General features: G+C 57.0%; 20 protein-coding genes. 9 read left to right on the forward strand and 11 right to left on the reverse strand.

The features are described from left to right. The first annotated feature begins 31 nt into the window (after window positions 1–31). The 3 genes from CWM57_RS14730 to CWM57_RS14740 are packed head-to-tail and all read left to right on the forward strand — an operon-like array spanning window position 32 to window position 2,584. Window positions 32–802, forward strand: a complete 771-nt coding sequence (locus tag CWM57_RS14730; RefSeq protein WP_074387343.1) for an MBL fold metallo-hydrolase — start codon at window positions 32–34, stop codon at window positions 800–802. Further along, window positions 799–1,812, forward strand: a complete 1,014-nt coding sequence (locus CWM57_RS14735; RefSeq protein ID WP_074387344.1) for a LacI family DNA-binding transcriptional regulator — start codon at window positions 799–801, stop codon at window positions 1,810–1,812. The genes CWM57_RS14730 and CWM57_RS14735 overlap by 4 nt, the downstream gene beginning before the upstream one ends. 10 nt (window positions 1,813–1,822) lie before the next feature. Further along, window positions 1,823–2,584 (forward strand): inositol monophosphatase family protein, encoded by a 762-nt coding sequence (locus tag CWM57_RS14740; protein ID WP_074387345.1) that lies wholly within the window; start codon window positions 1,823–1,825, stop codon window positions 2,582–2,584. Between the two features lie 38 nt (window positions 2,585–2,622). Here the strand turns inward: CWM57_RS14740 and iraM are convergent, their stop codons facing one another. Together iraM and CWM57_RS14750 are read right to left on the reverse strand one after the other, a co-directional pair. After that, on the reverse strand, window positions 2,623–2,976 hold the full coding sequence (iraM, locus tag CWM57_RS14745; protein WP_074387346.1) for an anti-adapter protein IraM: 354 nt from the start codon (window positions 2,974–2,976) through the stop codon (window positions 2,623–2,625). A gap of 270 nt (window positions 2,977–3,246) precedes the next feature. Continuing rightward, the gene (locus CWM57_RS14750; RefSeq protein ID WP_008807284.1) at window positions 3,247–4,194 is read right to left on the reverse strand and encodes a LysR family transcriptional regulator; all 948 of its coding nucleotides are present in this window, start codon (window positions 4,192–4,194) and stop codon (window positions 3,247–3,249) included. Between the two features lie 129 nt (window positions 4,195–4,323). Between CWM57_RS14750 and CWM57_RS14755 the strand changes: the two genes are divergently transcribed. Continuing rightward, window positions 4,324–5,490, forward strand: a complete 1,167-nt coding sequence (locus CWM57_RS14755; protein WP_100676117.1) for an SMP-30/gluconolactonase/LRE family protein — start codon at window positions 4,324–4,326, stop codon at window positions 5,488–5,490. Between the two features lie 39 nt (window positions 5,491–5,529). Here CWM57_RS14755 and bamA read toward each other — a convergent pair whose 3' ends face one another. Continuing rightward, window positions 5,530–7,953 carry an outer membrane protein assembly factor BamA gene (gene bamA, locus CWM57_RS14760; RefSeq protein ID WP_100676116.1) on the reverse strand — a complete coding sequence of 808 codons (2,424 nt, stop codon included), beginning with the start codon at window positions 7,951–7,953 and terminating at the stop codon, window positions 5,530–5,532. A 21-nt stretch (window positions 7,954–7,974) separates the two neighbouring features. Between bamA and CWM57_RS14765 the strand changes: the two genes are divergently transcribed. From CWM57_RS14765 to CWM57_RS14775, 3 genes are all read left to right on the forward strand, one after another. Next, window positions 7,975–8,205: a potassium:proton antiporter gene (locus CWM57_RS14765; RefSeq protein WP_074387349.1), complete on the forward strand. Its 231-nt coding sequence runs from the start codon at window positions 7,975–7,977 to the stop codon at window positions 8,203–8,205. A gap of 372 nt (window positions 8,206–8,577) precedes the next feature. After that, window positions 8,578–10,338, forward strand: a complete 1,761-nt coding sequence (locus CWM57_RS14770; protein ID WP_100676115.1) for a tannase/feruloyl esterase family alpha/beta hydrolase — start codon at window positions 8,578–8,580, stop codon at window positions 10,336–10,338. 33 nt (window positions 10,339–10,371) lie between these two features. Continuing rightward, complete coding sequence (locus CWM57_RS14775; protein ID WP_025713528.1) at window positions 10,372–10,740, forward strand: helix-turn-helix transcriptional regulator; 369 nt, start codon at window positions 10,372–10,374, stop codon at window positions 10,738–10,740. Window positions 10,741–11,003: 263 nt separating this feature from the next. Here the strand turns inward: CWM57_RS14775 and CWM57_RS14780 are convergent, their stop codons facing one another. Beyond that, window positions 11,004–13,262: a TonB-dependent siderophore receptor gene (locus CWM57_RS14780; RefSeq protein WP_100676114.1), complete on the reverse strand. Its 2,259-nt coding sequence runs from the start codon at window positions 13,260–13,262 to the stop codon at window positions 11,004–11,006. A 588-nt stretch (window positions 13,263–13,850) separates the two neighbouring features. On the opposite strand from CWM57_RS14780, the gene CWM57_RS14785 reads away from it, so the two are divergent. Continuing rightward, the gene (locus CWM57_RS14785; protein WP_074387352.1) at window positions 13,851–15,431 is read left to right on the forward strand and encodes a lytic transglycosylase F; all 1,581 of its coding nucleotides are present in this window, start codon (window positions 13,851–13,853) and stop codon (window positions 15,429–15,431) included. Between the two features lie 151 nt (window positions 15,432–15,582). Here CWM57_RS14785 and ssb1 read toward each other — a convergent pair whose 3' ends face one another. Then, window positions 15,583–16,110, reverse strand: a complete 528-nt coding sequence (gene ssb1 / locus CWM57_RS14790) for a single-stranded DNA-binding protein SSB1 (protein WP_008807292.1) — start codon at window positions 16,108–16,110, stop codon at window positions 15,583–15,585. 251 nt (window positions 16,111–16,361) lie between these two features. On the opposite strand from ssb1, the gene uvrA reads away from it, so the two are divergent. Further along, window positions 16,362–19,187, forward strand: a complete 2,826-nt coding sequence (gene uvrA / locus CWM57_RS14800) for an excinuclease ABC subunit UvrA (RefSeq protein WP_023296895.1) — start codon at window positions 16,362–16,364, stop codon at window positions 19,185–19,187. Here uvrA and CWM57_RS14805 read toward each other — a convergent pair whose 3' ends face one another. From CWM57_RS14805 to dnaB, 6 genes are all read right to left on the reverse strand, one after another. Next, window positions 19,188–19,544 (reverse strand): MmcQ/YjbR family DNA-binding protein, encoded by a 357-nt coding sequence (locus CWM57_RS14805; protein WP_061156119.1) that lies wholly within the window; start codon window positions 19,542–19,544, stop codon window positions 19,188–19,190. It abuts the gene before it with no gap. Window positions 19,545–19,547: 3 nt separating this feature from the next. Further along, window positions 19,548–19,964, reverse strand: a complete 417-nt coding sequence (locus CWM57_RS14810; RefSeq protein ID WP_008807295.1) for a secondary thiamine-phosphate synthase enzyme YjbQ — start codon at window positions 19,962–19,964, stop codon at window positions 19,548–19,550. A gap of 130 nt (window positions 19,965–20,094) precedes the next feature. After that, complete coding sequence (gene aphA / locus CWM57_RS14815; protein WP_008807296.1) at window positions 20,095–20,808, reverse strand: acid phosphatase AphA; 714 nt, start codon at window positions 20,806–20,808, stop codon at window positions 20,095–20,097. 193 nt (window positions 20,809–21,001) lie between these two features. Beyond that, window positions 21,002–22,195: an aromatic amino acid transaminase gene (tyrB, locus tag CWM57_RS14820; protein WP_100676113.1), complete on the reverse strand. Its 1,194-nt coding sequence runs from the start codon at window positions 22,193–22,195 to the stop codon at window positions 21,002–21,004. Window positions 22,196–22,372: 177 nt separating this feature from the next. Beyond that, entirely contained in the window at window positions 22,373–23,452 is a 1,080-nt protein-coding gene (alr, locus tag CWM57_RS14825) for an alanine racemase (RefSeq protein WP_074387353.1), read from the reverse strand. Window positions 23,453–23,483: 31 nt separating this feature from the next. Further along, on the reverse strand, window positions 23,484–24,899 hold the full coding sequence (gene dnaB, locus CWM57_RS14830; RefSeq protein ID WP_008807299.1) for a replicative DNA helicase: 1,416 nt from the start codon (window positions 24,897–24,899) through the stop codon (window positions 23,484–23,486). Between the last annotated feature and the right edge of the window lie 3 nt (window positions 24,900–24,902).

The raw sequence follows: 24,902 nt of genomic DNA on the forward strand, positions 1-24,902 counted from the left end.
ATTAAGCGGCAAAAAATTTTGGCGAGGGTCAATGAAAATAGATGTGCTTGGCTGCGGGAGCGCCTTTTCCTGCACGCAAAATACCTCCGCGCTGCGGGTGATCGATGCGGACAACAAACAGTGGTTAATCGACTGCGGCCCCACCGTTCCCCGCGCACTCTGGCAGCGCGGCGGCGGGGTCAATGATATTGACGCGATCTACTTCACCCACGTCCATCCGGATCACTGCACCGGTCTGACGGCGCTGCTGAATTACTGGAAAAGTAACGCCCGCCAGAAGCCGCTGATTATCTACTGCCAGCCAGCGCAGCAGCCGGTGCTCATGCAGTTGGCCGCGCTGGCGAACTGGCCTCAGGCGGACCCTGGTTTCACCATCGACTGGCAGGAATGCCGTGAAGCCTGGACGTGGCAGGACTGGCAGATCCGCACCGCTGCCACCCAGCATGAGCTGAGTAATCGCGCCATCCGCATCACCATTGCCGGGCAGACGCTGTTTTACAGCGGCGATGGCCGGCCGACCGCCGACTCGATAGCCCTGATGGCCGGCGCCGGGCTGGCGTTTCAGGAGTGTGCCTCAGTGGCGGCCCTTGACGACGATGCCTCTCATGGCGATTTCCCCTCCTGCCTGATGCTGTTCAGAACGCTGCAGCTCCCGGCGCTGGGGCTCTATCACTGCGAGGACGCCGCCCTGCCGGCGCTGAAGCAGGCCTGTCAGCCGTGGCAGGGATTATTTGTGTCGCAGGATGGGGACCACTTTACGCTGCCGCGTCCCGCATTCGCCGATGAGGCGCATGCCCTATGAGCCCACGTAAACCCAGCGTCACCGCCCAGGATGTGGCCAGACTGGCCGGCGTCTCCCGGGCGGTGGTGTCACGCGCGCTGAGCCGCAACGGCAGCATCTCTCCCGACGCCCGGGCGCGGGTGCTGCGCGCCGCCGAAGAGCTGGGGTACCAGGTTAACTTCCTTGCCCAGGGGCTCAATCGCCAGCGCAGCCACTTAATCGGCGTGATCGTCTCACGCATCAGCGATCCTTTTCGCAGCGCCCTGCTTGATGCCCTGCTCAACGAGATCCAGCGCCAGGGCTTTCAGGCGCTGGTGAGCGAGATCCACAGCGAGCAGGACCTGGCGCACACCCTGCGCCGTTTCACGCAGTTTCGCGTCTCAGGCGTTATCGTCACCTCCGGCCAGCCGCCGGAGGCGTTGGTGAATGAGTGCGTCCAGCAGCATATCCCGGTAGTGGGCATAAACCGCCAGCCGACGATCCCCGGGGTGGATTACGTCTGCTCTGACAACGTCGCGGGAGCCGAACTGGCGGCCGACCAGCTGCTGCGCAGCGGCTGCCGGCGGTTTGGCTGGCTCAACCACTCACCTTCCACCTGGGCCGGGCGCATGCGTGGGGAAGCATTCAGCCGGGCACTGCAGGCGCGCGGAGTGGACGTCGAACGCAATCTGGCGATCCTCGCCTGCCCGGAAGAGGGCTATACGGGCGGGTTTCAGGCCGCGGCGCTCGCCGACGAGGCGCTGGAGGGGATCTTCTGCGCTAACGCCCAGATTGCCTGCGGCTTTCTCGATGGAATGCGCCAGCGCGGCAAACAGGCGCCTGAGGATTACCAGCTAATTGGTTTTGATAACACGCCGCCGACCGCGCAATATAGCTACCAGCTCACCACGCTACATCAGGATGTGGCGGCGATCTCCCGCCAGGCGCTCGCCCGGCTGCAGGAGCGCACCGTCGACCCTTTACAACCTTCACGCACCACCTGGGTGGAGGTGACGTTAATTCACCGGCGCACGTCGCCCTTTGTTATCTGAGAGCAGGACCATGACGGAAGCACAACGAGAGTCATTATGCGCCTTGATTCGCCAGGCAGGCGCCCACGCCCAGGCGCTGCGCGATGCGGGATTGCAGGTCGATAAAAAATCGCGCCAGGACTTTGTGTCGCAAGCGGATCTCGCGGTAGAACAGGAGATTAAAGGGTGGCTGAAGGCGCACTTTCCGCAGGAGGGTTTCCTCGGTGAAGAGAGCGGTTTCGAAGGCGATGAGCACACCGTCTGGGTGCTTGACCCCGTGGATGGCACCACCAACTTTATCCTTGGCATGGATTACTGGTGTATCTCACTGGCGAGAGTGTGCCAGGGCGAACTCTCGCTCGGCATCATCTACGCTCCCGATCGCGATGAGTTTTTCTTCGCCGGCCGCGGCGAAGGGGCGTTTCTCAACGGTCGTCGCCTGACGCTGCGCGAGCCGGATCCCGACGCGGTGGTGATCGGCATGGGGCGCTCCAGCCGCGCCCCGGCCAGCGACTATGCCCGGGCCATCGACACGCTGCTCGACGCCGGACTGGAGTATCGCCGTTTTGGCGCGGGCGCCCTGATGCTGGCGCATGTCGCTGCCGGTCAGATCCATGGCTATTATGAAGCGCATATGAACAGCTGGGACGCGCTGGCGGGTATGCTGTTGATTGAGGAGGCGGGGGGAACGTGCAATGCCTTTCTCGCCAATGAAGGGCTGCGGCAAGGCAACCTCGTCCTCGCCGGCTGTGCAAGCGTCCAGCCGCGAATGGCCGCCCTGCTGGTCAAATAACATCGCGCCGCCGGTAGCCGACCGGCGGCTTTCTCGGGCTAACGCCAGGGTTCACCGCGGGGAATATTATTCGGGCAGCGCTTAATTGCGCAAAAGGACTGGAAAAAACAGGAGTCAGACTGCTTGCCGCCAGCCTGATACGGGCATGATGGCCGTTCGCGTAATTTCTCCCACTGCGCCTCGTCATACACCGCAATATTGTAGATTTTTAATGAATGATACTGGTCATTAATTAAAACTCTCGAGGAATAGAGCTTCATCGACTCGCCGGGCAGCAGTATCACATCGGCCTCGTACCACATAATAAATTTTAAGAAACGCAGGCTGGATATTGCCGAAAAGGCGATGCCGGATTGCGGGCAGATGAGAGTATTAAGAATAGTCCATTTCATATTCCTTCCTTATAAAAGATGCTACAAATTATTACCTTATATAGTGATAGCATCCATTATTATAAACTGCAAGAACACTTGACAATTATGTGACTTAAGACAATTCCTAACAACATAACCCATTATCGGTAACCTTAATTTTTCATCAAGAGATTAATGGTTAACCTCTATAAAAAAAGAAATAAATTAACCACAGAAAAGAAAATATAATAAAAAATAAGATAATATAAACATAATTGACAAAACGTCTTAGTCCTTGTGGATGAGCCCTCAGCCATAGGCATCAGGTAATGTCGCGCACAGCGTCGCCAGCGCCTCGGCAGGCATGGTCAGCAGAGTAATTAATGCCCGGGCAGCGGCTGACTGGCTTTTATGCGGCGGGTAAAGCACCGAGAAAGGCCGTGAACGTCCGGCGAACGCCGGAAGAACAGGAACCAGCTCCCCGCGCGCGATCGCCTCCTGCACAATAAACGCATAGCTCTGACAGATCCCCGCCCCCTGCAGGGCCAGCGAGACCACCCCGAGCACATCATCGGAGACATGCAGAGATGACGTCGGCAGCCAGCTGATATCCCGGCCATCCTCACGAAATACCCATTCGGCGACTTTTCCCGTTGCCGGCATAATAAATGTCAGGCATGAATGATGGCGCAAATCGGCTATTTTACTCAGCGGTCTCGCTGTCGAGCGTAAATAGGCCGGCGAGGCCACCAGACATAGCGCCGCATCTTCCAGCTTTTTTGCCACCAGGCCGCTGTCGGGTAAATGTCCCTGGCGCACCACCAGATCGAAGCCCTCAGCGATAATATCGACATTACGGTTGGTAATATTCAGCTCAATCTGTACGTCGGGGTGCAACTGACGGTACAACGCCAGCCGGGCGGGCAAACGATAGTGTCCCCAGGTGGTGGGGGCGCTCAATTTAACGCGCCCGGATAACGCCCCTTTTTGCCCCTGCGTCTCCCGTTCGGCATTATCCAGCACCTCAAACGCCTGGCGGACCTGACTCAGATAGGCGCTTCCGGCCTCGGTCAGGCTGATCCGCCGGGTGGAGCGGCGCAGCAGCTGGCACCCCAGACGCGTTTCAAGACGGGTGACGGCCCGGCTTAACACCGACGGCGTCGACGACAGCGCCACCGCGCCGGCGGTAAACGACCCGCGCTCGGCCACCGCCAGAAAGACTTCTACATCCGCAAGATAATCAAACCGCCGGGCCATTTGGTTCTCCAGAGAACAAATGATTGTCATTCCAGGCATCTTATCTTCCCGAAGGGATTTAATAAAATCGTTTACCGAGGCTTAACCGGGCCATCTGCCCCTCTTTTTTACTGCTTTCTGGAGACCATGATGCATCGTTTTTCACTCTTCGTTCTCGGCCTGCTGTCCCTGGGGCAGACCGCACTGGCGGCCGGGCCTGACGCCCCTGCCCATCTGGCGCTATGGCGCAGTTATACCGGGGTCACCTGGCAGCAGCGCGTCGATGCGCATTCCGTCAATGCGCCCATCGCAGGATTGCACTTTGACGCCGCCGGTCGGGCATTTGTTAGCACCCCACGTCTGATTTCGACCCAGGCGCCCGCCACGCTCAGCCTGCTCGATACCAAGTCCCTGAGCGGCCCGGCACGACTCACCGCCTTTCCGTCCACCGCGGCCAACAGCATCAGCGCCGATCCCCGCACGCACCTGCGCAATGTGCTGGGCTTTTACGTCGATAACCGCAACGGCTGGCTATGGGCGTTAGATCAGGGCTTTGTCGCAGGGGAAAAGACGGCGCCGCCGGGGGCGCAAAAAATCATGATCTATGCGCTCAGCGACGGTCATCTGGTGCAGCGCATTCCGCTCGACAGCGTCGCCGACCGGGAAGGAAGCTTCCTCAACGATATTGTGGTCGATGAGGCGCGCCGGGTGGCATATATCGCCGACAGCGGCCTGCGCAGCGCGCCGGACAATCAGGCCGGACTGATCGTCGTGGATGCTAACCGCGGGACGGTCCGCCGGGTACTGAACCAGCACCCGGCGCTGATGCCGGTTGCCAGCCTGCAGGTGGTTTCACATGGGGAAACGGTCTGGCCGGGCAACCCCATTATGCTTGGTATCAATGGTATTGCGCTGTCACCGGACCAGGAAACCCTCTACTGGACGGTCACCACCGGTACCACGGCGCGGACCATCGCCACCGCCGCGCTGCGCGATCCCGCGATGAACGAACGCCAGCTCGCCGCGGCCATCCGTACCGCGGGTGAGGTCGGCGGGAATAGCGATGGGATCGTGGTCGATAAGCATGGCGCACTCTATATCACCGATGTGACCCATAACGGTATTGTCCGTTATCGCCCGCAGAGCGGGCGGTTCACCCTGCTGGCCGCTGACGACCGCGTGTACTGGCCCGATACGCCGACTATCGGCCCGGATGGCGCGGTAATGTTCACCGCCAGCCATTTAAACCAACACTTCGCTCAGGCGGTTAAACCGGGAGAAGAGAAATATACCATCTGGAAAGTGGTGCAACCCTGATCCACACGGCAGGCAGGCCCGTTGGACCTGCCTGCGTTTTTACCAGGTTTTGCCAATATTAAACTGAAACTGTTCTGCTTTATCGCCATCATACTTTTTAAACGGCTCTGCCCAGGAGAAGACCAGTGGACCGAGGGGAGACATCCACTGCACGGCAATCCCCGCGGAGAGACGAATATGACCCGGATCGCCGTAATCAGGGATCCCTGCCGCCAGCGTCTGCGCGGTGTTCTGCCAGGATGTGCTCCAGACCGTCCCGGCATCAACAAACAGCGAGGTTCGCAAGCTATCGGCGTACTTATCATTCACAAAGGGGGTTGGAATGATAAATTCGCTGTTCAGCACCGCCATGGCATTCCCGCCGACCGCATCAGATGAAGCGTCCAGCGGGCAGGCGCTATAGCTGCTTTCGCTACCATTGCAGCGGTAATAGGCCGCTTTAGGCCCAATGGTGTTAGAAGAGAAGCCGCGCACTGACGACGAGCCGCCGGCGTAAAAGTTATCGTAGAACGGTACACTTTTGCCGTCTAACCCACCGGCATAGCCTGCACGCAAACGTTCCATCCAGACCCAGCGCTTATTCTCGCTCAGCGGCAGATACTGGGCGGTGTCAAATGAGAGCTTGTAGTAGCTATTATCCGAACCGGGGAGGGTCACTTTACCGCTAAGACTGCTCTTGTTTCCCGCACGCGGGAAGAAGCCGCGATCGAGATCGTTATATCCCCATCCAAGACTCACAAAATAATCGTTGGCGCTATATTTCGCACCGCTGTCGCCATCTTTCGTCACCACGCTGGGCTCGATTCCCCGGGAGCTGAGGTAGCGCCAGGTCGTCAGCTCCGGATCCATATTGGTCAGGCGATTATGAACATAATCCAGTCCCAGGTTCAGGGAGTTATTTTCGCTAATAGGAAACCCCAGCGTACTGCCTAAGCCATAGCTCTGCTGGTTATAGCTCCCGGCATCCGCATCGGAAGCATCATAGCTGTTATAAAAAATCTTTCCGCCCAGGCTGATGCCATCGACGGTAAACCACGGGTTCGTCGCCCCCAGTTCAAGATAAGACTGGTAGCTGTTGCGCGTCCCGTTGAAGCTAACGCTATTACCCGTTCCCAGCCAGTTATCCTGAGTCACGCCAAGCTGATAGCTCACGCCGCTGTCCGTACCAAATCCCAGGCCCACGTTAAATGAGCCGGTGTTGCGCTCCTTCACCTTGTAGACCACATCGACCTGATCTGCCGTCCCACTGACCGGAACGATCTGCTGTTCAACGTTCTCAAAAAAACCCGTTCGGTCAAGACGTACTTTCCCTTGTTCGACTTTTTCGTTGTTGAGCCACGCCCCTTCCATTTGGCGCATTTCACGACGCAGCACCGCGTCCCGGGAGGTGTCGTTACCGGAAAAGCGGATCTGGCGTACCGAGTAGCGGCGGCCTGCGTTGACCTGAATATGCAGCGTCACGCGGTGATGCGCATCATCGATTTCCGGCGTGGTCGTCACCTGCGGCCAGGCATAACCATACTTACCGAAACGCTTTTTGATCTCATTTTCAACCGTGGTGACTTGCGCCCCGCTATACCATGCTCCCGCCAGCGGCTGGGCAAGGGCCTCGATCTCCGGTCCATGCTGCGCCAGGTCGCCTGTCACCTGAGTTCGGTCGACCCGATAACGTTCGCCTTCATTGAGGGCGATAGTGATATACAGGGATTTTTTATCTGGCGTCATACTGACCTGCGTGGACTCGATAGCAAAGCGCGCATAGCCGCGATCGAGATAAAAACTGCGCAGCGTTTCCAGATCGGCTTCCAGCTTCTGCTTCTGGTATTTTTTATCGGCTACCACGTTCCACCACGGCACATTATCGCGTAGCTGAAGCTGGTCCAGGAGCGTCTCTTCCCGAAACGCCTGATTACCGATAATGTTTATTTGTGCGATTTTCGCCGAGATGCCTTCCTGAAAGACGAACGTTAAGTCAACGCGATTACGCGGTAACGGGGTCACCACCGCGTGAACCTGCGCACTGTATTTCCCCGCACTGTAATAGAAATCCTGTAACCCTTTTTCTATTTCGCTAAGCGAATTTCTGTCCAGTGCGCTACCTGCAGAAATACCGGACGCGGTGAGATTTTCCTTTAGCGCATCATCCTTCACTGACTTATTCCCGGAAAAACTGACGCTGGCAATAGTGGGCCGTTCCTTAACCTGCACCACCAGCGTTTTCCCATCGCGCAGGATCTGCACATTCTCGAAATTGCCGCTCGCATACAGCGCGCGCACAGCCTCGCTGACATCTTCTGGCGTCACCGCATCTCCTGCGTGCAACGGCATACTTAATAGCGCCGCCCCGACGGTCACGCGCTGCAGCCCTTCAAAACGGATATCATCAACTTGATATGATGTTGCGGCATATAACGTTAAAGGGGCGATCAATAATCCGCTGATGATATGAGTCTTTTTTAACATGAATGTGTCGTCTACGAGATAATGAGCAATAGCAGTGTTCTGCTGGCGTTGAGCTTATTTGTTCAGGATGCATCTCTAAAATATGCGACAGAAAATAACCTGAGCGAGGCGCAGAATTACATGCAATTATGGCGACAAAATGGAGAAAAAAAGGATGTTAAATCATCTTTAAAAATATATTTAATGATGGAACTTTTCCTGAACGCCGTGGTTCTAATGGCCAACACCAGAGCTATATTTAGATTTATCTGAACGTTTTTATTAAAAAAGCCCCCTTTCTTGTTAATGGAAAGGGGGAAAATTCTCGTTAGGAATGATGCTCTCTGGGATCACCAGGAACAGGGAGAAAAATATCCTGAAACCCAGCAGATATAATGAAGAGAAATTGAATAAATTATGCAACTGATATCACAACATTCTACCCCGTATACACTGCCAAAGGCCGTTAACGAACATCTCCATATTTTCCTCAAAATAGCAGAATACAGTAGGGTCGCCTTATCAAGGCATCAAGGAAAGTCTATCGTTATCTACAATAGCCAAGCAGTGGCGCCTCGCCAGGGAAGGTGAGGCATAGGCTTCGCCATCCTGCCGCCTCCCATCATTAGCAACAGGGAACTGCGTATGACACGCTTACTCAAGACGATCTTACCCGTCATCCTCTGCACCCTCTTTGGGTTATCGTTCGCTTCACCCACGCAGGCTGCCGCCAGTCTGCCGATGGTTCTCCCCGCGCTAACATGCGATGCGCTGAGCGCGACCGACTTCAGCGCCGCCGTTGGCGCAAAGGTCACTATCAACCACACTGAAATGCAGACCTCCGCACAGGGAAGCTGGTGCAAGGTGAGCGCCACTATCGCCCCCCAGATTGGCGTGCAGATTGCCCTGCCGACCCAACGCTGGAGTCAACGTTTCTTGCAGGTCGGCTGCGGCGGACTGTGCGGGAGTATTAACCTGAGTCTGTCGAATGCCAGCGGCTGCCTGCCGGCAATGAACGGCGAGTTTGTGGTGGCAGCAACCGATATGGGGCACCATGGCAGTATGATGGATGCTTCATGGGCCGAGGATCCGCAAAAGCGCATCGATTTTGCCTGGCGCGCCAACCACCTGACCGCCGTGCTGACCAAAGCGGTGATTCAGACGCTTTACCGCCAGCAACCAAAGTACGCGTACTTTATGGGCTGCTCAGACGGCGGTCGCGAAGCATTGATGGAAGCACAGCGCTTTCCGCAAGATTTTGACGGTATCAGCGCTGGCGCGCCTGCGGCCTTTTTCCAGTTTCAGAATTCCTTCTTCCACGGCTGGAATGTGGCCGCCAATCAGCGTCCGGACGGTACCGCTATCCTGCTGAAAGATCGCCTTCCTCTGATTCACCAGGCCGTGCTGGCTCACTGCCCGACGCTTTCCGGCGTGCAGGATGGTATCCTGCAAAATCCCTATGCCTGTCAGTTCTCTGAGTCATGGCTCCCCCGCTGTCCTGCCGATGCTCAGGACCGTTCTACCTGCCTGACGCAGGAAGAGATCGAGGTGGTGAAAAAGCTCTACCGCGGCGCTTACGACCGCCACGGCGCCCAGTTTGTCGCTGGCGGTCTGCCGCTGGGCTCCGAGCTACGCTGGCCGGTGCCCGAGACCCCGACCGGCCACTCGATGTCGGAAATGATGGTACTGCCGGCTCTGCAATCCGTGCTCCTGCCGGGAGGGAAACAGAAGATCCAATCGATGCGGGATTTCCCACTGAACCAGCAGAATTTTGACGCCGTCGCTCAACTGGCACCGCTCTATAACGCGGCAAATACCAATCTTCATGCCTATCAACAGCGCGGCGGCAAGCTTATCCTGTGGCACGGTCTGGCCGATGACTCCGTCAGCCCAGCCTTTTCTATCGCCTATTACCGCGGCGTAGAAGCAGAGATGGGCCATGCCGCAACGGATACCTTCCTGCGGTTATTCCTGCTGCCTGGGGTAGCCCATTGCGGTAATGGCGAAGGTTACGATCAAATTGATCTCCTTACCCCGCTGATGCGCTGGACCGAGGAAGGCATCGCGCCGCAAGAGATCATGGCCGGAAAACGGGCGCCAGCCGCCACCAGCCTGCCGCCGATGACAGAAAAACCAGATGCCCAAACGCAGTTTCACGGCGTGCAGAAAGTCAGTCAGCCTTTCGCTGACGCCGCCCCAGCCGTTATCGCGACTCGCCCGGCGTACCCCTTTCCGGCCATTGCCCGTTATAACGGGCACGGCGACGTGAATGACGGCGAAAATTATCATGCAGAGCAATCAACCGCGTTTGGTCATCTGCAGCTGGCAAAACCCGCCAGCGACTATATTGGCCCTGATAATCAAAAAAATTATCAGGTTCGCCACGGCGAACTCACTGTTCAATAAACCCCAAGGCTCCTCGCTGAGGAGCCATTCGTTATGGGATTAGCCGCAATCATGCGTAGCAAAACGCTCCAGCAATCGGTATTAAACGACCTGCTCCTGTGGATCGATAATAATCTGGATAAGAAACTGACCGTCGACGATCTGAGCGATATCTCTGGTTATTCCCCCTGGCATTTATTTCGACTCTTCCGCCATTATTTTGATCGTTCGCCCATGGAATATATCCGCCAGCAGCGCATGTCGCTGTGTTGCCGTTTATTGCTGACGACGCCAGGTTACCGAATCGTCGATATTTGTATGATGGTCGGTTATGACGATCTCAGTGCGTTTAATCGTACCTTCAAAAAATATCATGCGCTCACACCCACTCAGTATCGCTATCAGGTCACGCGGCAAAAATAAGGAGGTCCCCCTCCTCCGCATCGCTGCGGTTGGGAATGGAAGGGGGACAGGGGATATTACAGAAGGGAAATAGCAGGATGCTATTATCGAACCCGGTCGGGATCAACGACCTTGCGCGACGGAAATCAGTATAAAAGGATATTTTGAGCTAATAATGTAGAGGGCGTGAAGATTTTGTCACGATTTATAACCGCCTCCTCAGCTCTCATCTGAAATAAAAAAACCGGGTCGCGCTGCACCCGGTTTACTCCTCATCAGGATCATCAGAAATGAGTATTAACGCTCATAAAGAAGGTCCGCCCCGACTCGTTATAGGTCTCCGCACCCGCGCCATACAGATAAGCCCCCGTCGTCGCGTTGCCGGTCGTTTGCGCATTCCCTGCCCGGTAGTGACGGATATCAAACAGGTTATCTATCCCGCTGGTGAAGCTTAGGTTTTTGTTCACATCCCAGGTCGCACTGAGACCGACAATACTGTATGGGCTGACTTCGTTTAATTCGCTGCCGCTGACCGCCTCGCCCTTATAATTAAAGCGTTTTGGTTTCTGTCGGCCATACCAGGTAAAGGTGCTCTGCAGAGAGAGATCTTCACGGACCTGCCAGCTCAAAGTCGAGTTCAGGGTAAACTGCGGGATCACTGACAGCCGGTCGCCTGTCGTCTTATTCTTGCTCTGCAGCATCCATGTCAGGTTATTGCTCCAGTTAACCGTCTCCCCCACCGGAAGATTCAGCGTTCCTTCCAGGCCTTCCACTAACGCCTTTGGTACGTTTTCCCACTGATAGATATTGGTGGTGCCGTTGCTGGCGGTGCCCACCGCCGCGTACCCTGACTCAATCTTGTTGTGATAGTCGTTACGGAACCAGGTGATTCCCGCCTGATAGCCATCATGCTTGTACTCAAGACCAATCTCTTTATTAACGCTGGTCTCCGCTTTCAGGTCGCTATTCCCCATCAGATAGCAGGCGGAACTACTGGCGTAACAGCCCTGGCCGTTGCTGTAGAGAATATAGTTCGGGTTCAACTGGTAGAGGTTAGGTGCCTTGTAAGCGCGGGCAATGCCCAGCTTCAGCGTCCAGTCATCCGTCAACGCCTGGGAGAGGTTCAGTGAGGGGCTCCAGTTATTGCCGACGATGCTGTGGTGATCGAAGCGCAGAGCGGGTGTCAGCATGGTACTGTCCGTTAGCGCCATGTTATCTTCGGTAAACAGCGAGAAGATCTCGGCGCTGGAGTACGGGCTACGACCGGTAGCCGACACACCGTCGATAGTCCCGTATGAGAGCGCCTGGGTTGTCGATACGCCATCTTTCATCCGCTGCTGATTCCATTCGGTGCCCAGCGTCAGATTCTGATCGACCCCCAGCGTAAACGGAATATTCACTTCGCTATGTAGCAGGACATCGGCCAGATCGATATCTGAAAACTCGCTACTGGAGAAGATCCCTTCCGTACCGCCCGCCAGCCCTTCATTCATTCGCGAGTTACGGGTATGTTCGTACTGGGCATAGCTGTTGCTGGTCACGCCATTATCCCAGCCGCCGGTCCATGTGACGCCGTAAGTTTGCCGGTAGAGACGGTTGGTCTCTTTCCCGTACATACTCTTCACCAGCGTACTGGTATTGGTGTTTTGCGTGTCGCCGGCATAGAGGTTGCCCTGGCGGCTGTAGCCGGCCTCAAACTCCAGGGCCTGCATCGGGGCGAACTCCCAGCGCAGCTTACTGTGAATATCTTTGTTCACCACCCCTTCACGTCCGGCGGGATAAGAACCGGCGTAGGAACCGGTACGTTCAGCTTCATGCCCGGCGTTAATGTCCTGAGCATCGGCCTGGGTTTTACTCAGATTACCCCAGAGATTGAAGCTGACACTGTCCGACAGCGGACCATTGAGGCTAAAGTTGGTACGTTTCGTCGCCCCTTCTTTACGGTGCTGTGGAGCATTCATATAGGTATTCCACGACCCGTGCCATTCAGGCGTGGTCGGTTTGGTCACGATGTTGACGACCCCGCCCATCGCGCCATTACCATAGCGCGCCGCCGCCGGGCCGCGGATCACATCGATATGATCGATCATCTCCGCTGGTACCCAACTGGTATCGCCGCGGGAGTCACGATCGCCGCGCCAGCCATACCGCACCGAGTTACGGCTGGTCACCGGTTTACCATCGACCAGCACCAGCGTATTCTCAGGCCCCATACCACGGATATCAATTTGCCGGTTGTTGCCGCGTTGACCACTGGTGGAGTTGCCGGTCAGGTTTACCCCAGGTTGCGTACGAATTAACTCCGATACATCGCGGGCGGGGGGATGTTTGCGAATCTCCTCTGCGGTAATGGTCGACACGCCCGGCGCCTGCAGATTCTGCCTGGCGGCGGTTATGACCATCGTCTCCTCGTGGTTTTCGGCAGTGCCGGCGCTCTCTTCAGGCGTCGATTGTTCGGTCACGTTCTCCGCCGCCTGCAGCGGCACGCTACAGGCGAGCAAAGGAATGACGATCCCCAGCGGGAAGTGAGACGTGTATTTCATAGAAAATGCCCTGTTTTCTGTTGCTGTCGGGCATAACGCCTTCCCCAATTGAAAAAACAATGGGATAAAATACTCGCCTCTGCGCCTCGCCAGATTTTGGCGTAGGTCAGCCCCTTCCCGATAGTCATGGGAATAAGAAAACAGCATGAGGCATAATAAAATTAAGTGCCCTGTTTCATCATTAGAGAAAAAGCGCTGCGCGCTATTCTTTGATAGCGTAATCCAGACAGCGAATAATAAGAGTAATGTGCTGTGCTACGGTAATAAAAATGAGATTCATTATCAAGATGATAATAATCAATATCGGATAAAAATAAAATAAATACAAATAATCAAAAGGTTACAGCAAAACAAATGGAGAAGAATAAAATAAAAATATCATCATCATTTTCTATTTATCATTAAAAACACACATTTCCGCCATATTATCCCCATAGTTAAAGTAAAGATAAAAGCACATTAATAGCAAGCGATAAAATGGGAGAAGACTATTTGTCGGCATCGTTATGTTTTTTACGCCCTTGTCGTGCCCGGCTAACGACAGCCGTTCTGCTAAAATAATCACATCCCCCTGCGGAGTGTTCCTCCATGAACGCCAACTTGCTATCACGCCTGTTTATCGCCTGGCTCTCCTGCCTCGCGACGCTGTTATTCGCCCCTTTCCTGCTTGCGGCGGAGGCGGAAAAAGCGCCGCCAGTCGCAAGCGAAGACAATACGCTGTCGATCCACATCGACGATATGCTGCAGCCGTGGAAAGGCGATCTGCCCGGCATGACCGACCGGCGCACCATTCGGGTATTAACCACCTACAGCAAAACCTTCTTTTTTATTGATAAAGGCACCCAGCGTGGCGCAACGCACGATATCTTTATGGCGCTGGAAAACGATCTGAATAAACAGCTGGCGAAGGATAAAAAGCTCAAACAGCGCCACCTGAAGCTGCATATCGTTTTTGTGCCGGTCAGTCGGGATAATCTCTTCACCGCGCTTAATGAAGGTAAAGGCGATATTGCGGCTGCCAATCTGACCATCACGCCCTCGCGGGAAGCCCAGGTCGATTTCGCCCAACCGCTCTACAGCAACGTGAAAGAATTACTGATCTCCGGCCCGGCATCGCCGAAGGTCGACAGCCTGGAGCAGCTCTCTGGTCAAACCGTCTTTGTTCGCCGCTCCTCCAGCTATTACGAGAGTCTGCAGGCGCTGAATGCCCGATTTGCCAGTGAGTCGCGGCCGCCGGTTACCCTGGAGGCAGCGCCGGAGGCGCTGGAGGATGAAGATCTGCTGGAAATGCTCAACGCCGGGCTGATTCCGCTGATCGTCGTCGATCAACACAAAGCCGTTTTCTGGAAACAAGTGTTTCCGAAAATTCAGGTCCATGACAACGTGGTGCTGCGTGACGGCGGCAACATTGCGTGGGCGGTACGCAAAGACAGCCCGCAACTGCTGGCGGTGCTGAACAACTTCGTCAAAAAGAATCGTCAGGGCACCACGCTGGGTAATACCCTCCTGCTGCGTTACCTGAAAAATGCCAAATATGTCAAAAATGCCGCCGCGAGTAAGGAACGGCGCAAGTTCCTCGCCATGGTGGAAGTCTTCCGCAAATATGGCGATCGCTACGATGTCGACTGGCTGCTGATGGCGGCCCAGGGGTACCAGGAATCGCGACTGAACCAGTCGGTGCGAAGCCACGTCGGCGCCGTCGGGGTGATGCAGGTGATGCCCAGCACCGGAAAAGAGCTGAAAGTGGGCGATATTAAACAGCTGGATCCCAACATCCATGCTGGCGTGAAATACATGCGCTGGATGATAGATCGCTACTATGCTGATGAGCCCATGACCCGGCTCGATAAGGCGCTGTTTGCCTTTGCCTCCTATAACGCGGGTCCGGCGCGTATCGCCCGCCTGCGCACCATGACCAAACAGCGCGGGTTTGACCCGAACGTCTGGTTCGGTAACGTCGAAAATCTGGCAGCAGAAAAAATTGGCGCCGAGACGGTCACCTACGTCAGTAATATCTATAAGTATTACATTGCCTATCGGCTGATCGTCGATGACATGGCCCGCAAACAGAAAGCGACGGCCGCGCCGCGACAGGAGCCAGCGGCAGAGCCAACCAAACCGCAGCCCAGCGTGGCGACGCCGGAGACCGCTCAGGCGCCCTCTGCCTGAAACGCTCGTCGCCACAGGTTAAAAACCGGTTCTGAGACGGTGGTGCAGAAATGATGCTGAAAGGATGAGGCTGAAAGGATAAAGAAAAAGCCCCGGCGAAACCGGGGCTTTCTGTTTTTTTACTGCGCAGGCAACGCGTTTAAGGCAAGCCTTAGAACGGGATGTCGTCGTCGAAGTCCATCGGCGGTTCGTTAGAAGAAGGCGCTGCCGGAGCCTGCTGCTGCGGACGGGACTGTGCGCCGCCGCTGAACTGGTTGCCGCCCTGCGGCTGCTGAGGCTGACCCCAACCACCCTGCTGCTGGCCGCCGCCTGCCGGTGCGCCGCCGCCCTGACGGCCGCCCAGCATCTGCATGGTGCCGCCAACGTTAACCACGACTTCGGTGGTGTATTTCTCCTGACCGGATTGATCGGTCCACTTGCGGGTACGCAGCTGGCCTTCGATATACACCTGCGAACCTTTGCGCAGATACTCGCCAGCGACTTCGGCCAGTTTGCCGAACAGCACAACGCGGTGCCACTCGGTCTGCTCTTTCATTTCGCCGGTCTGCTTGTCACGCCAGGATTCGGAAGTTGCCAGCGTGAAGTTGGCGACAGCGCCGCCACTTGGCATGTAGCGTACTTCCGGGTCCTGCCCCAGATTACCGACGAGAATCACCTTGTTTACGCCTCTGCTGGCCATGTTCGTGTCTCCTGAATACGTTTCTTAATAGTGTAAACGCGCGAGTGTACCATTTCCACGTAGCATTTTGATAGCTGCGAGGCTGATTCCAGAGATAGCACTCGTACAAGACATTGTTGCACACTCCCCCTGAATTTGCATTCCGATACTGTATATTCATTCAGGTTAAATTGTGTCATAATTAGCCGTTTCTGCCGTTTGTCCTTCAAGCAAACCAGGCAATCCGTGTATCTACCTACCGGGAAAGGTGAATGGATAAGATCGAAGTTCGGGGCGCCCGCACCCATAATCTCAAAAACATCAACCTCGTTATCCCGCGCGACAAACTCATTGTCGTCACCGGGCTTTCCGGGTCTGGCAAATCTTCACTCGCTTTCGACACCCTGTATGCCGAAGGCCAGCGTCGCTACGTCGAATCGCTCTCCGCCTATGCGCGACAGTTCCTGTCGCTGATGGAGAAGCCGGACGTCGACCATATCGAAGGGCTGTCGCCGGCGATTTCCATCGAACAGAAATCAACCTCTCACAACCCCCGCTCGACGGTGGGTACCATTACCGAAATTCACGACTACCTGCGCCTGCTGTACGCCCGCGTCGGTGAACCGCGCTGTCCGGATCATGATGTGCCGCTGGCGGCGCAAACCGTCAGCCAGATGGTCGATAACGTCCTCGCCCAGCCGGAAGGCCTGCGCCTGATGCTGCTGGCGCCCATTATTAAAGAGCGCAAAGGCGAGCACACCAAAACCCTGGAAAACCTCGCCAGCCAGGGCTACATCCGCGCACGGATCGACGGCGAAGTCTGCGATCTCTCGGATCCGCCGAAGCTGGAGCTGCAGAAGAAGCACACCATCGAGGTGGTCATCGACCGCTTTAAGGTGCGCGACGATCTGGCGCAGCGCCTGGCCGAGTCGTTCGAAACCGCGCTGGAGCTCTCCGGCGGTACCGCCATTGTGGCCAATATGGATGATGAAAAAGCGGAAGAACTGCTGTTTTCCGCTAACTTCGCCTGCCCGATCTGCGGCTATAGCATGCGCGAGCTGGAGCCGCGCCTGTTCTCCTTCAACAACCCGGCGGGCGCCTGCCCGACCTGCGACGGTCTCGGCGTTCAGCAATATTTCGATCCCGACCGCGTGGTGCAGAATCCGGAGCTATCGCTGGCGGGCGGTGCTATCCGCGGCTGGGATCGCCGCAACTTCTACTACTTCCAGATGCTGAAGTCGCTGGCGGAGCACTATAAGTTTGATGTCGAAGCGCCATGGGGCACCCTCAGTGCTAATGTGCAGAAAGTCGTGCTGTACGGTTCCGGCAAAGAGAACATTGAATTCAAATATATGAACGATCGCGGCGATACTTCAGTGCGCCGCCATCCGTTCGAAGGCGTGCTGCACAACATGGAGCGTCGCTATAAAGAGACCGAATCCAGCGCCGTACGTGAAGAACTCGCGAAATTCATCAGCAACCGTCCATGCGCCAGCTGCGACGGTACGCGTCTGCGCCGCGAAGCGCGCCATGTGTTTGTAGAGAACACGCCGCTGCCGACCATTTCCGATATGAGCATCGGCCACGCGATGGACTTCTTCAACAACCTGAAGCTCTCCGGCCAGCGGGCGCAAATCGCTGAAAAAGTGCTGAAAGAGATCGGCGATCGCCTGAAGTTCCTCGTCAACGTCGGCCTGAACTACCTCACGCTTTCCCGCTCGGCAGAAACCCTCTCCGGCGGTGAAGCCCAGCGTATCCGTCTGGCGAGCCAGATTGGCGCCGGGCTGGTTGGCGTGATGTACGTGCTGGATGAGCCCTCCATCGGCCTGCACCAGCGCGATAACGAACGCCTGCTGGGTACCCTGATCCATCTGCGTAATTTAGGCAACACGGTGATCGTCGTTGAGCATGACGAAGACGCGATTCGCGCCGCCGACCATGTGATCGATATCGGTCCTGGCGCCGGGGTTCACGGCGGCCAGGTGGTGGCCGAAGGGCCACTGGACGCCATTATGGCGGTACCAGAATCCCTCACCGGGCAGTTCATGAGTGGTAAGCGCAAAATCGAAGTGCCGAAACAGCGCGTGCCCGCCAATCCGGAAAAAGTGCTGAAGCTGACCGGCGCGCGCGGCAACAATCTGAAGGATGTAACGCTGACCCTGCCGGTCGGTCTGTTTACCTGCATTACTGGCGTTTCCGGCTCGGGTAAATCGACGCTGATTAACGACACCCTGTTCCCGATTGCTCAGCGCCAGCTTAACGGCGCGACCATCGCCGAACCGGCGCCGTATCGCGATATCCAGGGGCTGGAGCACTTCGATAAAGTGATTGATATCGACCAGAGCCCAATCGGCCGCACGCCGCGCTCCAACCCGGCGACCTATACCGGGGTGTTTACGCCGGTGCGCGAGCTGTTCGCCGGGGTGCCGGAATCACGTTCACGTGGCTATACGCCGGGGCGCTTTAGTTTTAACGTCCGCGGCGGTCGTTGTGAAGCCTGCCAGGGCGACGGGGTGATCAAGGTCGAAATGCACTTCCTGCCGGATATCTACGTACCGTGCGACCAGTGCAAAGGCAAACGCTATAACCGTGAAACGCTGGAGATTAAGTACAAGGGTAAGACCATCCACGAAGTGCTGGATATGACCATTGAAGAGGCGCGTGAATTCTTTGATGCCGTACCGGCGCTGGCGCGTAAGTTGCAAACCCTGATGGACGTCGGCCTGACCTATATCCGTCTCGGCCAGTCGGCGACAACGCTGTCCGGCGGCGAGGCGCAGCGCGTGAAGCTGGCGCGCGAACTCTCCAAACGCGGTACCGGCCAGACGCTGTATATTCTCGATGAGCCGACCACGGGTCTGCACTTCGCCGATATTCAGCAGTTGCTGGAAGTGCTGCATCAGCTGCGCGATCAGGGCAATACCATCGTGGTGATTGAGCATAACCTCGATGTGATTAAAACTGCCGACTGGATTGTCGATCTGGGTCCGGAAGGCGGCAGCGGCGGCGGCGAAATACTGGTCTCCGGTACGCCTGAGACCGTCGCCGAGTGCGAAGCCTCGCACACCGCGCGCTTCCTGAAACCGATGCTGAAATAATTAGCGGGATAGCTGCTGCCGGACTGGCTCCGGCAGCATTTTCACCGCCTGCTGGTAAGATGCATCGACCAGGTAGTAGATTTGCGAATCCGGCAGCGAACCATCCAGAAAGACGGTGCTCCAGTGCGCTTTATTGAGATGCTTGCTGGGCCGGACATCGCGATGCTGCTCTCGCAGCAGCTCCGCCAGTTCCGGGCTCGCTTTCAGCGCGACCGCTGGCCGCTGGTCCTCTACTTCCTTCACCATGGCAAACAGCACGTCCGAGACCTTGATCTGCGTGGCTTTCCAGTCGCTATGGACGCTCTGCTCCGCTCCCGGTTTCGCCATGCAGTACTGCAATAACTCCGAAATTGTCATCTTTTATTCCCCCATGAGCGTCGCAACGATGTGCCGCGAACCGCCGTGTATCCGATGCTCCCCCAGCCAGATGCCCTGCCAGGTTCCCAGCCTGACGCGCCCGTCCTCGACCGGCAGCATCAGCGACACGCCAAGCATCGATGATTTGATGTGCGAAGGCATATCGTCAGGACCTTCATAATCATGTTCGTACGGCGCATTGTCCGGCACGGCGTTGAGAAAATACTGCTCCATGTCATAGCGGACGGTGGGATCGCAGTTTTCGTTGAGCGTCAGGGAAGCGGAAGTATGCTGGAGCAGGAGGTGCAGCAGGCCAACCTTCACCCCGGACAGCCCGCGGATCTGGCCGAGGACCTCATCGGTGACCAGATGAAAACCGCGGGATTTTGGCCCAAGCGTCAGGGTTTGCTGATACCACATCATCGACTCCTTTTGCGAATGAATCCTTCTAAGTGTGCAGCAATACGTGAAAAGGTAAAACCTTCCACCCCTGATTTTGCATAAAAAAACGGCAGCGCTACCGCTGCCGTTTATCGCGTTCAGGCGATCGTCAGTATTCGGAATTGACGATCACTTCTTCGCCCAGCGCCCCGGCCATCGGCAGCGGCTTATAGGAGGAGTTGGCGGCCCGCAGCACGCGGATCCCACGGGCGCCGGCCTCACGGGCAGCGGTGATGTCGTTATCCGAATCGCCGTAGAAAACCTTTATCTGCTTCGCCTGCAGCCACTGGGTCTTGGTGTTCTGGCCAGGCTTATCACCGGCGAAAATCACCGGATTCATATTGGCGGCCGGAATAAGAAAATCATCCTGCAGGGTTTTAGAAACGGTTTCTGTTTTGGTCTGGCTGCGGCCGGTGACGAACCAGATGCTGTCCCCACGCTTCACATGCATCGCGATCAGCTGGCGCGCCACCTCTTTCGGCATACTGAATTCATCCCAGCCGTTGTTCATTTTTTCCCAGAACTGCGGGTTTTTCAGGTAATCCTCACTGCCGGGAGAGAAGGTTTTTTGCCCGCGCCAGAAGCCCGGACTGGAGAAGAGGACGGTGTCATCGATATCAAAGCCGACGGCCATCGGCGGCCGCCCCAGCAGGCTGTTCTCGATTTGCGCCACCGAAACCCAGTGGATCGGCGCCTGCTCGGCCAGCTGGGCCACATTGGTGCCCACCCACAGCGGCTGTGGCGTAGAGGCGCGCGCCACAACGGCGCTGTTCAGCGTGAACAAAAGAGAAGCCGCCGCAAAGGCGAGAGTAAGTTTGCGCATATTTATCCCTAAATCTATCAATCATTATTATTTTTAATAATGTGCATGCTTAGCAACGCCCCGACCTTACCCGCCGATCGCGTGGATGAAAAGCCTTTTTCGCGTAGATGTCATAGAAAAAGAGGATGATCACAATCAGAGAGGAGGTTGCCGCTGCCCGTTGACCGGCAGCGGCAACCCACTGGGGAGCGGCTTACATCACCGCAGCAAAGGCTTTCGCCACCTGCTGAACATTACGTGAGTTTAACCCTGCCACGCACATACGACCGCTGGCAATCAGGTAGACGCCAAACTCGTCGCGCAGACGATCAACCTGCGCCGCGCTGAAGCCGGTGTAGCTGAACATCCCGCGCTGCTTAAGCAGGTAATCCACCTTGCTGCCCGGGGCAACCTGCTGCAGCGCGTCGACCAGCGCCTGACGCATGGTCAGGATATGCGCGCGCATGGCGTCCACTTCCGCCTGCCAGGAGGCTTTCAGAGCTGCATCGTTCAGCACCGTCGCCACCACCTGCGCGCCAAAGCTTGGCGGGCTGGAGTAGTTGCGGCGCACGGTGGCCTTCAGCTGGCCCAGCACGCGGCCTGCGGTTTCGCTGTCTTCACAGACCACTGACAGGCCGCCGACGCGCTCCCCGTACAGGGAGAAAATCTTGGAGAACGAGTTGCTGACCAGCATCGGCATCCCGGCGCTGGCGATGGCGCGAATGGCGTAAGCATCCTCTTCCAGCCCCCCGCCAAAGCCCTGGTAGGCGATGTCGAGGAAGGGGATCAGCTGACGAGCTTGTAACACCTCAACCACGCGGTCCCACTGGGCTGGCGTCAGGTCGGCGCCGGTCGGGTTGTGGCAGCAAGGGTGCAGCAGCACAATATCGCGCGCCGGCAGCGTTTGCAGCGTGGCCAGCAGGTCTTCAAAGCGCACGCCGTTGGTGGCTTTATCAAACCAGGGGTAAGTACTTACTTCGAAGCCAGCCCCTTCAAAAATGGCGATGTGGTTTTCCCAGGTCGGATCGCTGACCCAGACATGAGACTCAGGAAAGTAGCGTTTGAGGAAGTCGGCCCCGACCTTCAGCGCGCCCGAACCGCCGACCGTCTGAATGGAGGCAATGCGATTTTGCTTAAGCGCGGTATGCTCTGCGCCAAACAGCAGCGGCGCAATCGCCTGACGGTAGCCGCTCAACCCTTCCATCGGCAGATACAGCGAGGCGCCATGCGGCTCGGCGTTCAGGCGCGCTTCCGCTTCCGCCACCGCCTGCAGTTGCGGAATGATACCGTCATCGTTGTAGTACAGCCCGATACTCAGGTTGACTTTGTCGCTTCGCGGATCTTCTTTGAAGCGTTCCATCAGAGAAAGAATAGGGTCGCCGGCGTAGGCGTCAACTTTTTGAAACACGCGATGTATCTCCAGGTTTACATAGGGCAGGTTCTTACACAATAAACCGGATATGACGGCAGGTCGAGAGGATGTTGAGGGGAAAATGACCGCGAGGTGGCATAAACCGCTTTTTCGCTCGCGGCTATGCCGATGGCGTACCGGATAATCATCAGGGTTATCCGGTACGGCTGGTGCTTAGTCGAGGTATTTCATGGCGACGCGGGAGGTCAGTCGCGTAATAAGTTCGTAAGCACTCACTTTCGTAATCTCTGCGATGCGCTCTACCGGGAGCCCCTCTCCCCACAGCACTACCGCGTCGCCGGCTTTATCCTGGGCCTGCGGTCCGAGGTCAACGCAGATCATATCCATCGCCACCCGGCCGACAATCGGCACTTCGCGGCCATTGACCAGCACCGGCGTGCCCGACGGCGCGGCGCGCGGATAACCGTCGCCATAGCCCATCGCCACCACGCCGAGACGGGTATCGCGTTCGCTGACCCAGGTGCCGCCGTAGCCGACGGGCTCCCCTGCTTTATGCTCGCGCACCGCAATCAGGCTGGACGTCAGGGTCATCACTGGCTGGCAGCCAAAATCTTTCCCGGTGGAGCGATCGTCCAGCGGCGACACGCCATACAGGATAATCCCGGGACGCACCCAGTCGTAATGCGATTGCGGCCACAGCAGAATGCCGCCCGAGGCGGCGATAGAGCGCAGCCCCGGCTTGCCTTCGGTAAAGGTGGTGAAGATATCCAGCTGGCGTTCGGTGGCGCCGCAGGTCGGCTCATCGGCGCGGGCGAAATGGCTCACCACGTTCACCGGCTGGCGGACGTTTTTACACTGGCTCAGACGCTGATAAAACGCCTCGGCTTCCTCCGGGCGCACCCCTAAGCGATGCATGCCGGTATCCAGCTTCATCCACACGGTTACCGGCTCGGGGAGATCGGCTTGCTCCAGCGCCGCCAGCTGTTCGGGGCTATGCACCGCCGTATGCAGGCGCTGGGCGGCGATCACCGCCAGGTCTTCCGCAGCAAAAAAGCCTTCCAGCAGGAGGATCGGCTGGGCGATGCCTCCTGCTCGCAGGCGCAGCGCCTCTTCCAGGCGGGCGACGCCAAAGGCGTCGGCGTCGGTCAGCGTTCGCGCGGTCTCGAGAAGACCGTGTCCGTAGGCGTTCGCTTTCACCACCGCAACCAGTTTGCTGGCAGGCGCCAGGTCACGCAGACGTTGCAGGTTGTGTCGCAGAGCGCGGCGGTTGATAACTACAGTTGCCGCTTGCATTTGAATTCCTTAAAAAAAGACAAACAGAGGTTTACTCATCGTCATACTGAGGGCCGGCATAATTATCGAAACGCGACCACTGGCCGTTAAAGGTCAGTCGCACGGTGCCGATCGGGCCGTTACGTTGTTTACCAATGATAATTTCCGCGATGCCTTTAAGATCGCTGTTCTCGTGATAAACCTCATCACGGTAAATGAACATGATTAAGTCGGCATCCTGTTCGATAGAGCCGGACTCACGCAGGTCGGAGTTGACCGGGCGTTTATCGGCGCGCTGTTCCAGCGAGCGGTTCAGCTGCGACAGCGCCACCACCGGCACCTGCAGCTCTTTCGCCAGCGCCTTCAGCGAGCGGGAGATTTCGGCGATCTCAAGCGTACGGTTGTCGGAGAGCGACGGCACGCGCATCAGCTGCAGGTAGTCGATCATGATAAGCCCGATGCCGCCGTGCTCGCGGGCGATACGCCGGGCGCGGGAACGCACTTCCGTCGGCGTCAGGCCGGAGGAGTCATCGATGTAGATGTTACGTTTTTCCAGCAGGATGCCCATGGTGCCGGAGATCCGCGCCCAGTCTTCGTCGTCCAGTTGACCGGTACGAATGCGGGTCTGATCGACGCGCGACAGCGAGGCCAGAGAACGCATCATGATCTGTTCCGAGGGCATCTCGAGACTGAAGATTAATACCGGCTTATCCTGCAGCATTGCCGCGTTTTCCACGAGGTTCATCGCGAAGGTCGTTTTACCCATCGACGGACGGGCGGCGACGATAATCAGATCCGACGGCTGCAGGCCAGCGGTCTTTTTGTTGAGGTCGTCGTAGCCGGTATTCACCCCGGTGACGCCGTCATGCGGCTGCTGGAACAGCTGTTCGATACGGGCGACGGTGGCATCGAGCACATCGGCGATGTTTTTCGGCCCTTCGTCTTTATTGGCCCGGCTTTCGGCGATTTTGAAAACCCGGGACTCGGCGAGATCGAGCAAATCTTCGCTGGTTCGCCCCTGCGGGTCGAAGCCGGCTTCGGCGATCTCGTTGGCCACCGAAATCATCTCGCGCACCACCGCGCGTTCGCGCACGATGTCAGCATAGGCGCTGATGTTCGCCGCGCTGGGCGTGTTTTTAGACAGTTCAGCCAGGTAGGCGAAGCCGCCGACGCTGTCCAGCTGCCCCTGACGCTCCAGCGACTCCGCAAGGGTGATCAGGTCAATCGGGCTACCTGACTCCTGCAGACGCGCCATCTCGGTAAAGATATGACGATGCGGACGAGTATAGAAATCTTCCGACACCACGCGTTCGGCGACGTCGTCCCAGCGCTCGTTATCCAGCATTAAACCGCCCAACACCGACTGCTCCGCTTCAATCGAGTGCGGCGGGACTTTCAGCCCGGCGAGCTGCGGATCGCGTTCGCGGGTTTCTGTCTGTGGTTTGTTGAAGGGTTTATTTCCTGCCATAGC

This window comes from Klebsiella sp. G-Nf4, assembly GCF_002810615.1.
Classification (GTDB): Bacteria; Pseudomonadota; Gammaproteobacteria; order Enterobacterales; family Enterobacteriaceae; genus Klebsiella; species Klebsiella variicola.

Excerpts from the sequence above, each read along its gene's own strand:
- CWM57_RS14770 (WP_100676115.1), top strand. The coding sequence starts at position 8,578 with ATGACACGCTTACTCAAGACGATCTTACCCGTCATCCTCTGCACCCTC.
- CWM57_RS14765 (WP_074387349.1), top strand. The coding sequence starts at position 7,975 with ATGAGCAATAGCAGTGTTCTGCTGGCGTTGAGCTTATTTGTTCAGGAT.
- CWM57_RS14805 (WP_061156119.1), bottom strand. The coding sequence starts at position 19,544 with ATGACAATTTCGGAGTTATTGCAGTACTGCATGGCGAAACCGGGAGCG.
- CWM57_RS14735 (WP_074387344.1), top strand. The coding sequence starts at position 799 with ATGAGCCCACGTAAACCCAGCGTCACCGCCCAGGATGTGGCCAGACTG.
- aphA (WP_008807296.1), bottom strand. The coding sequence starts at position 20,808 with ATGCGCAAACTTACTCTCGCCTTTGCGGCGGCTTCTCTTTTGTTCACG.
- dnaB (WP_008807299.1), bottom strand. The coding sequence starts at position 24,899 with ATGGCAGGAAATAAACCCTTCAACAAACCACAGACAGAAACCCGCGAA.
- CWM57_RS14775 (WP_025713528.1), top strand. The coding sequence starts at position 10,372 with ATGGGATTAGCCGCAATCATGCGTAGCAAAACGCTCCAGCAATCGGTA.
- iraM (WP_074387346.1), bottom strand. The coding sequence starts at position 2,976 with ATGAAATGGACTATTCTTAATACTCTCATCTGCCCGCAATCCGGCATC.
- CWM57_RS14755 (WP_100676117.1), top strand. The coding sequence starts at position 4,324 with ATGCATCGTTTTTCACTCTTCGTTCTCGGCCTGCTGTCCCTGGGGCAG.
- CWM57_RS14730 (WP_074387343.1), top strand. The coding sequence starts at position 32 with ATGAAAATAGATGTGCTTGGCTGCGGGAGCGCCTTTTCCTGCACGCAA.
- CWM57_RS14750 (WP_008807284.1), bottom strand. The coding sequence starts at position 4,194 with ATGGCCCGGCGGTTTGATTATCTTGCGGATGTAGAAGTCTTTCTGGCG.
- CWM57_RS14780 (WP_100676114.1), bottom strand. The coding sequence starts at position 13,262 with ATGAAATACACGTCTCACTTCCCGCTGGGGATCGTCATTCCTTTGCTC.
- CWM57_RS14810 (WP_008807295.1), bottom strand. The coding sequence starts at position 19,964 with ATGTGGTATCAGCAAACCCTGACGCTTGGGCCAAAATCCCGCGGTTTT.
- CWM57_RS14740 (WP_074387345.1), top strand. The coding sequence starts at position 1,823 with ATGACGGAAGCACAACGAGAGTCATTATGCGCCTTGATTCGCCAGGCA.
- bamA (WP_100676116.1), bottom strand. The coding sequence starts at position 7,953 with ATGTTAAAAAAGACTCATATCATCAGCGGATTATTGATCGCCCCTTTA.
- ssb1 (WP_008807292.1), bottom strand. The coding sequence starts at position 16,110 with ATGGCCAGCAGAGGCGTAAACAAGGTGATTCTCGTCGGTAATCTGGGG.
- CWM57_RS14785 (WP_074387352.1), top strand. The coding sequence starts at position 13,851 with ATGAACGCCAACTTGCTATCACGCCTGTTTATCGCCTGGCTCTCCTGC.
- uvrA (WP_023296895.1), top strand. The coding sequence starts at position 16,362 with ATGGATAAGATCGAAGTTCGGGGCGCCCGCACCCATAATCTCAAAAAC.
- alr (WP_074387353.1), bottom strand. The coding sequence starts at position 23,452 with ATGCAAGCGGCAACTGTAGTTATCAACCGCCGCGCTCTGCGACACAAC.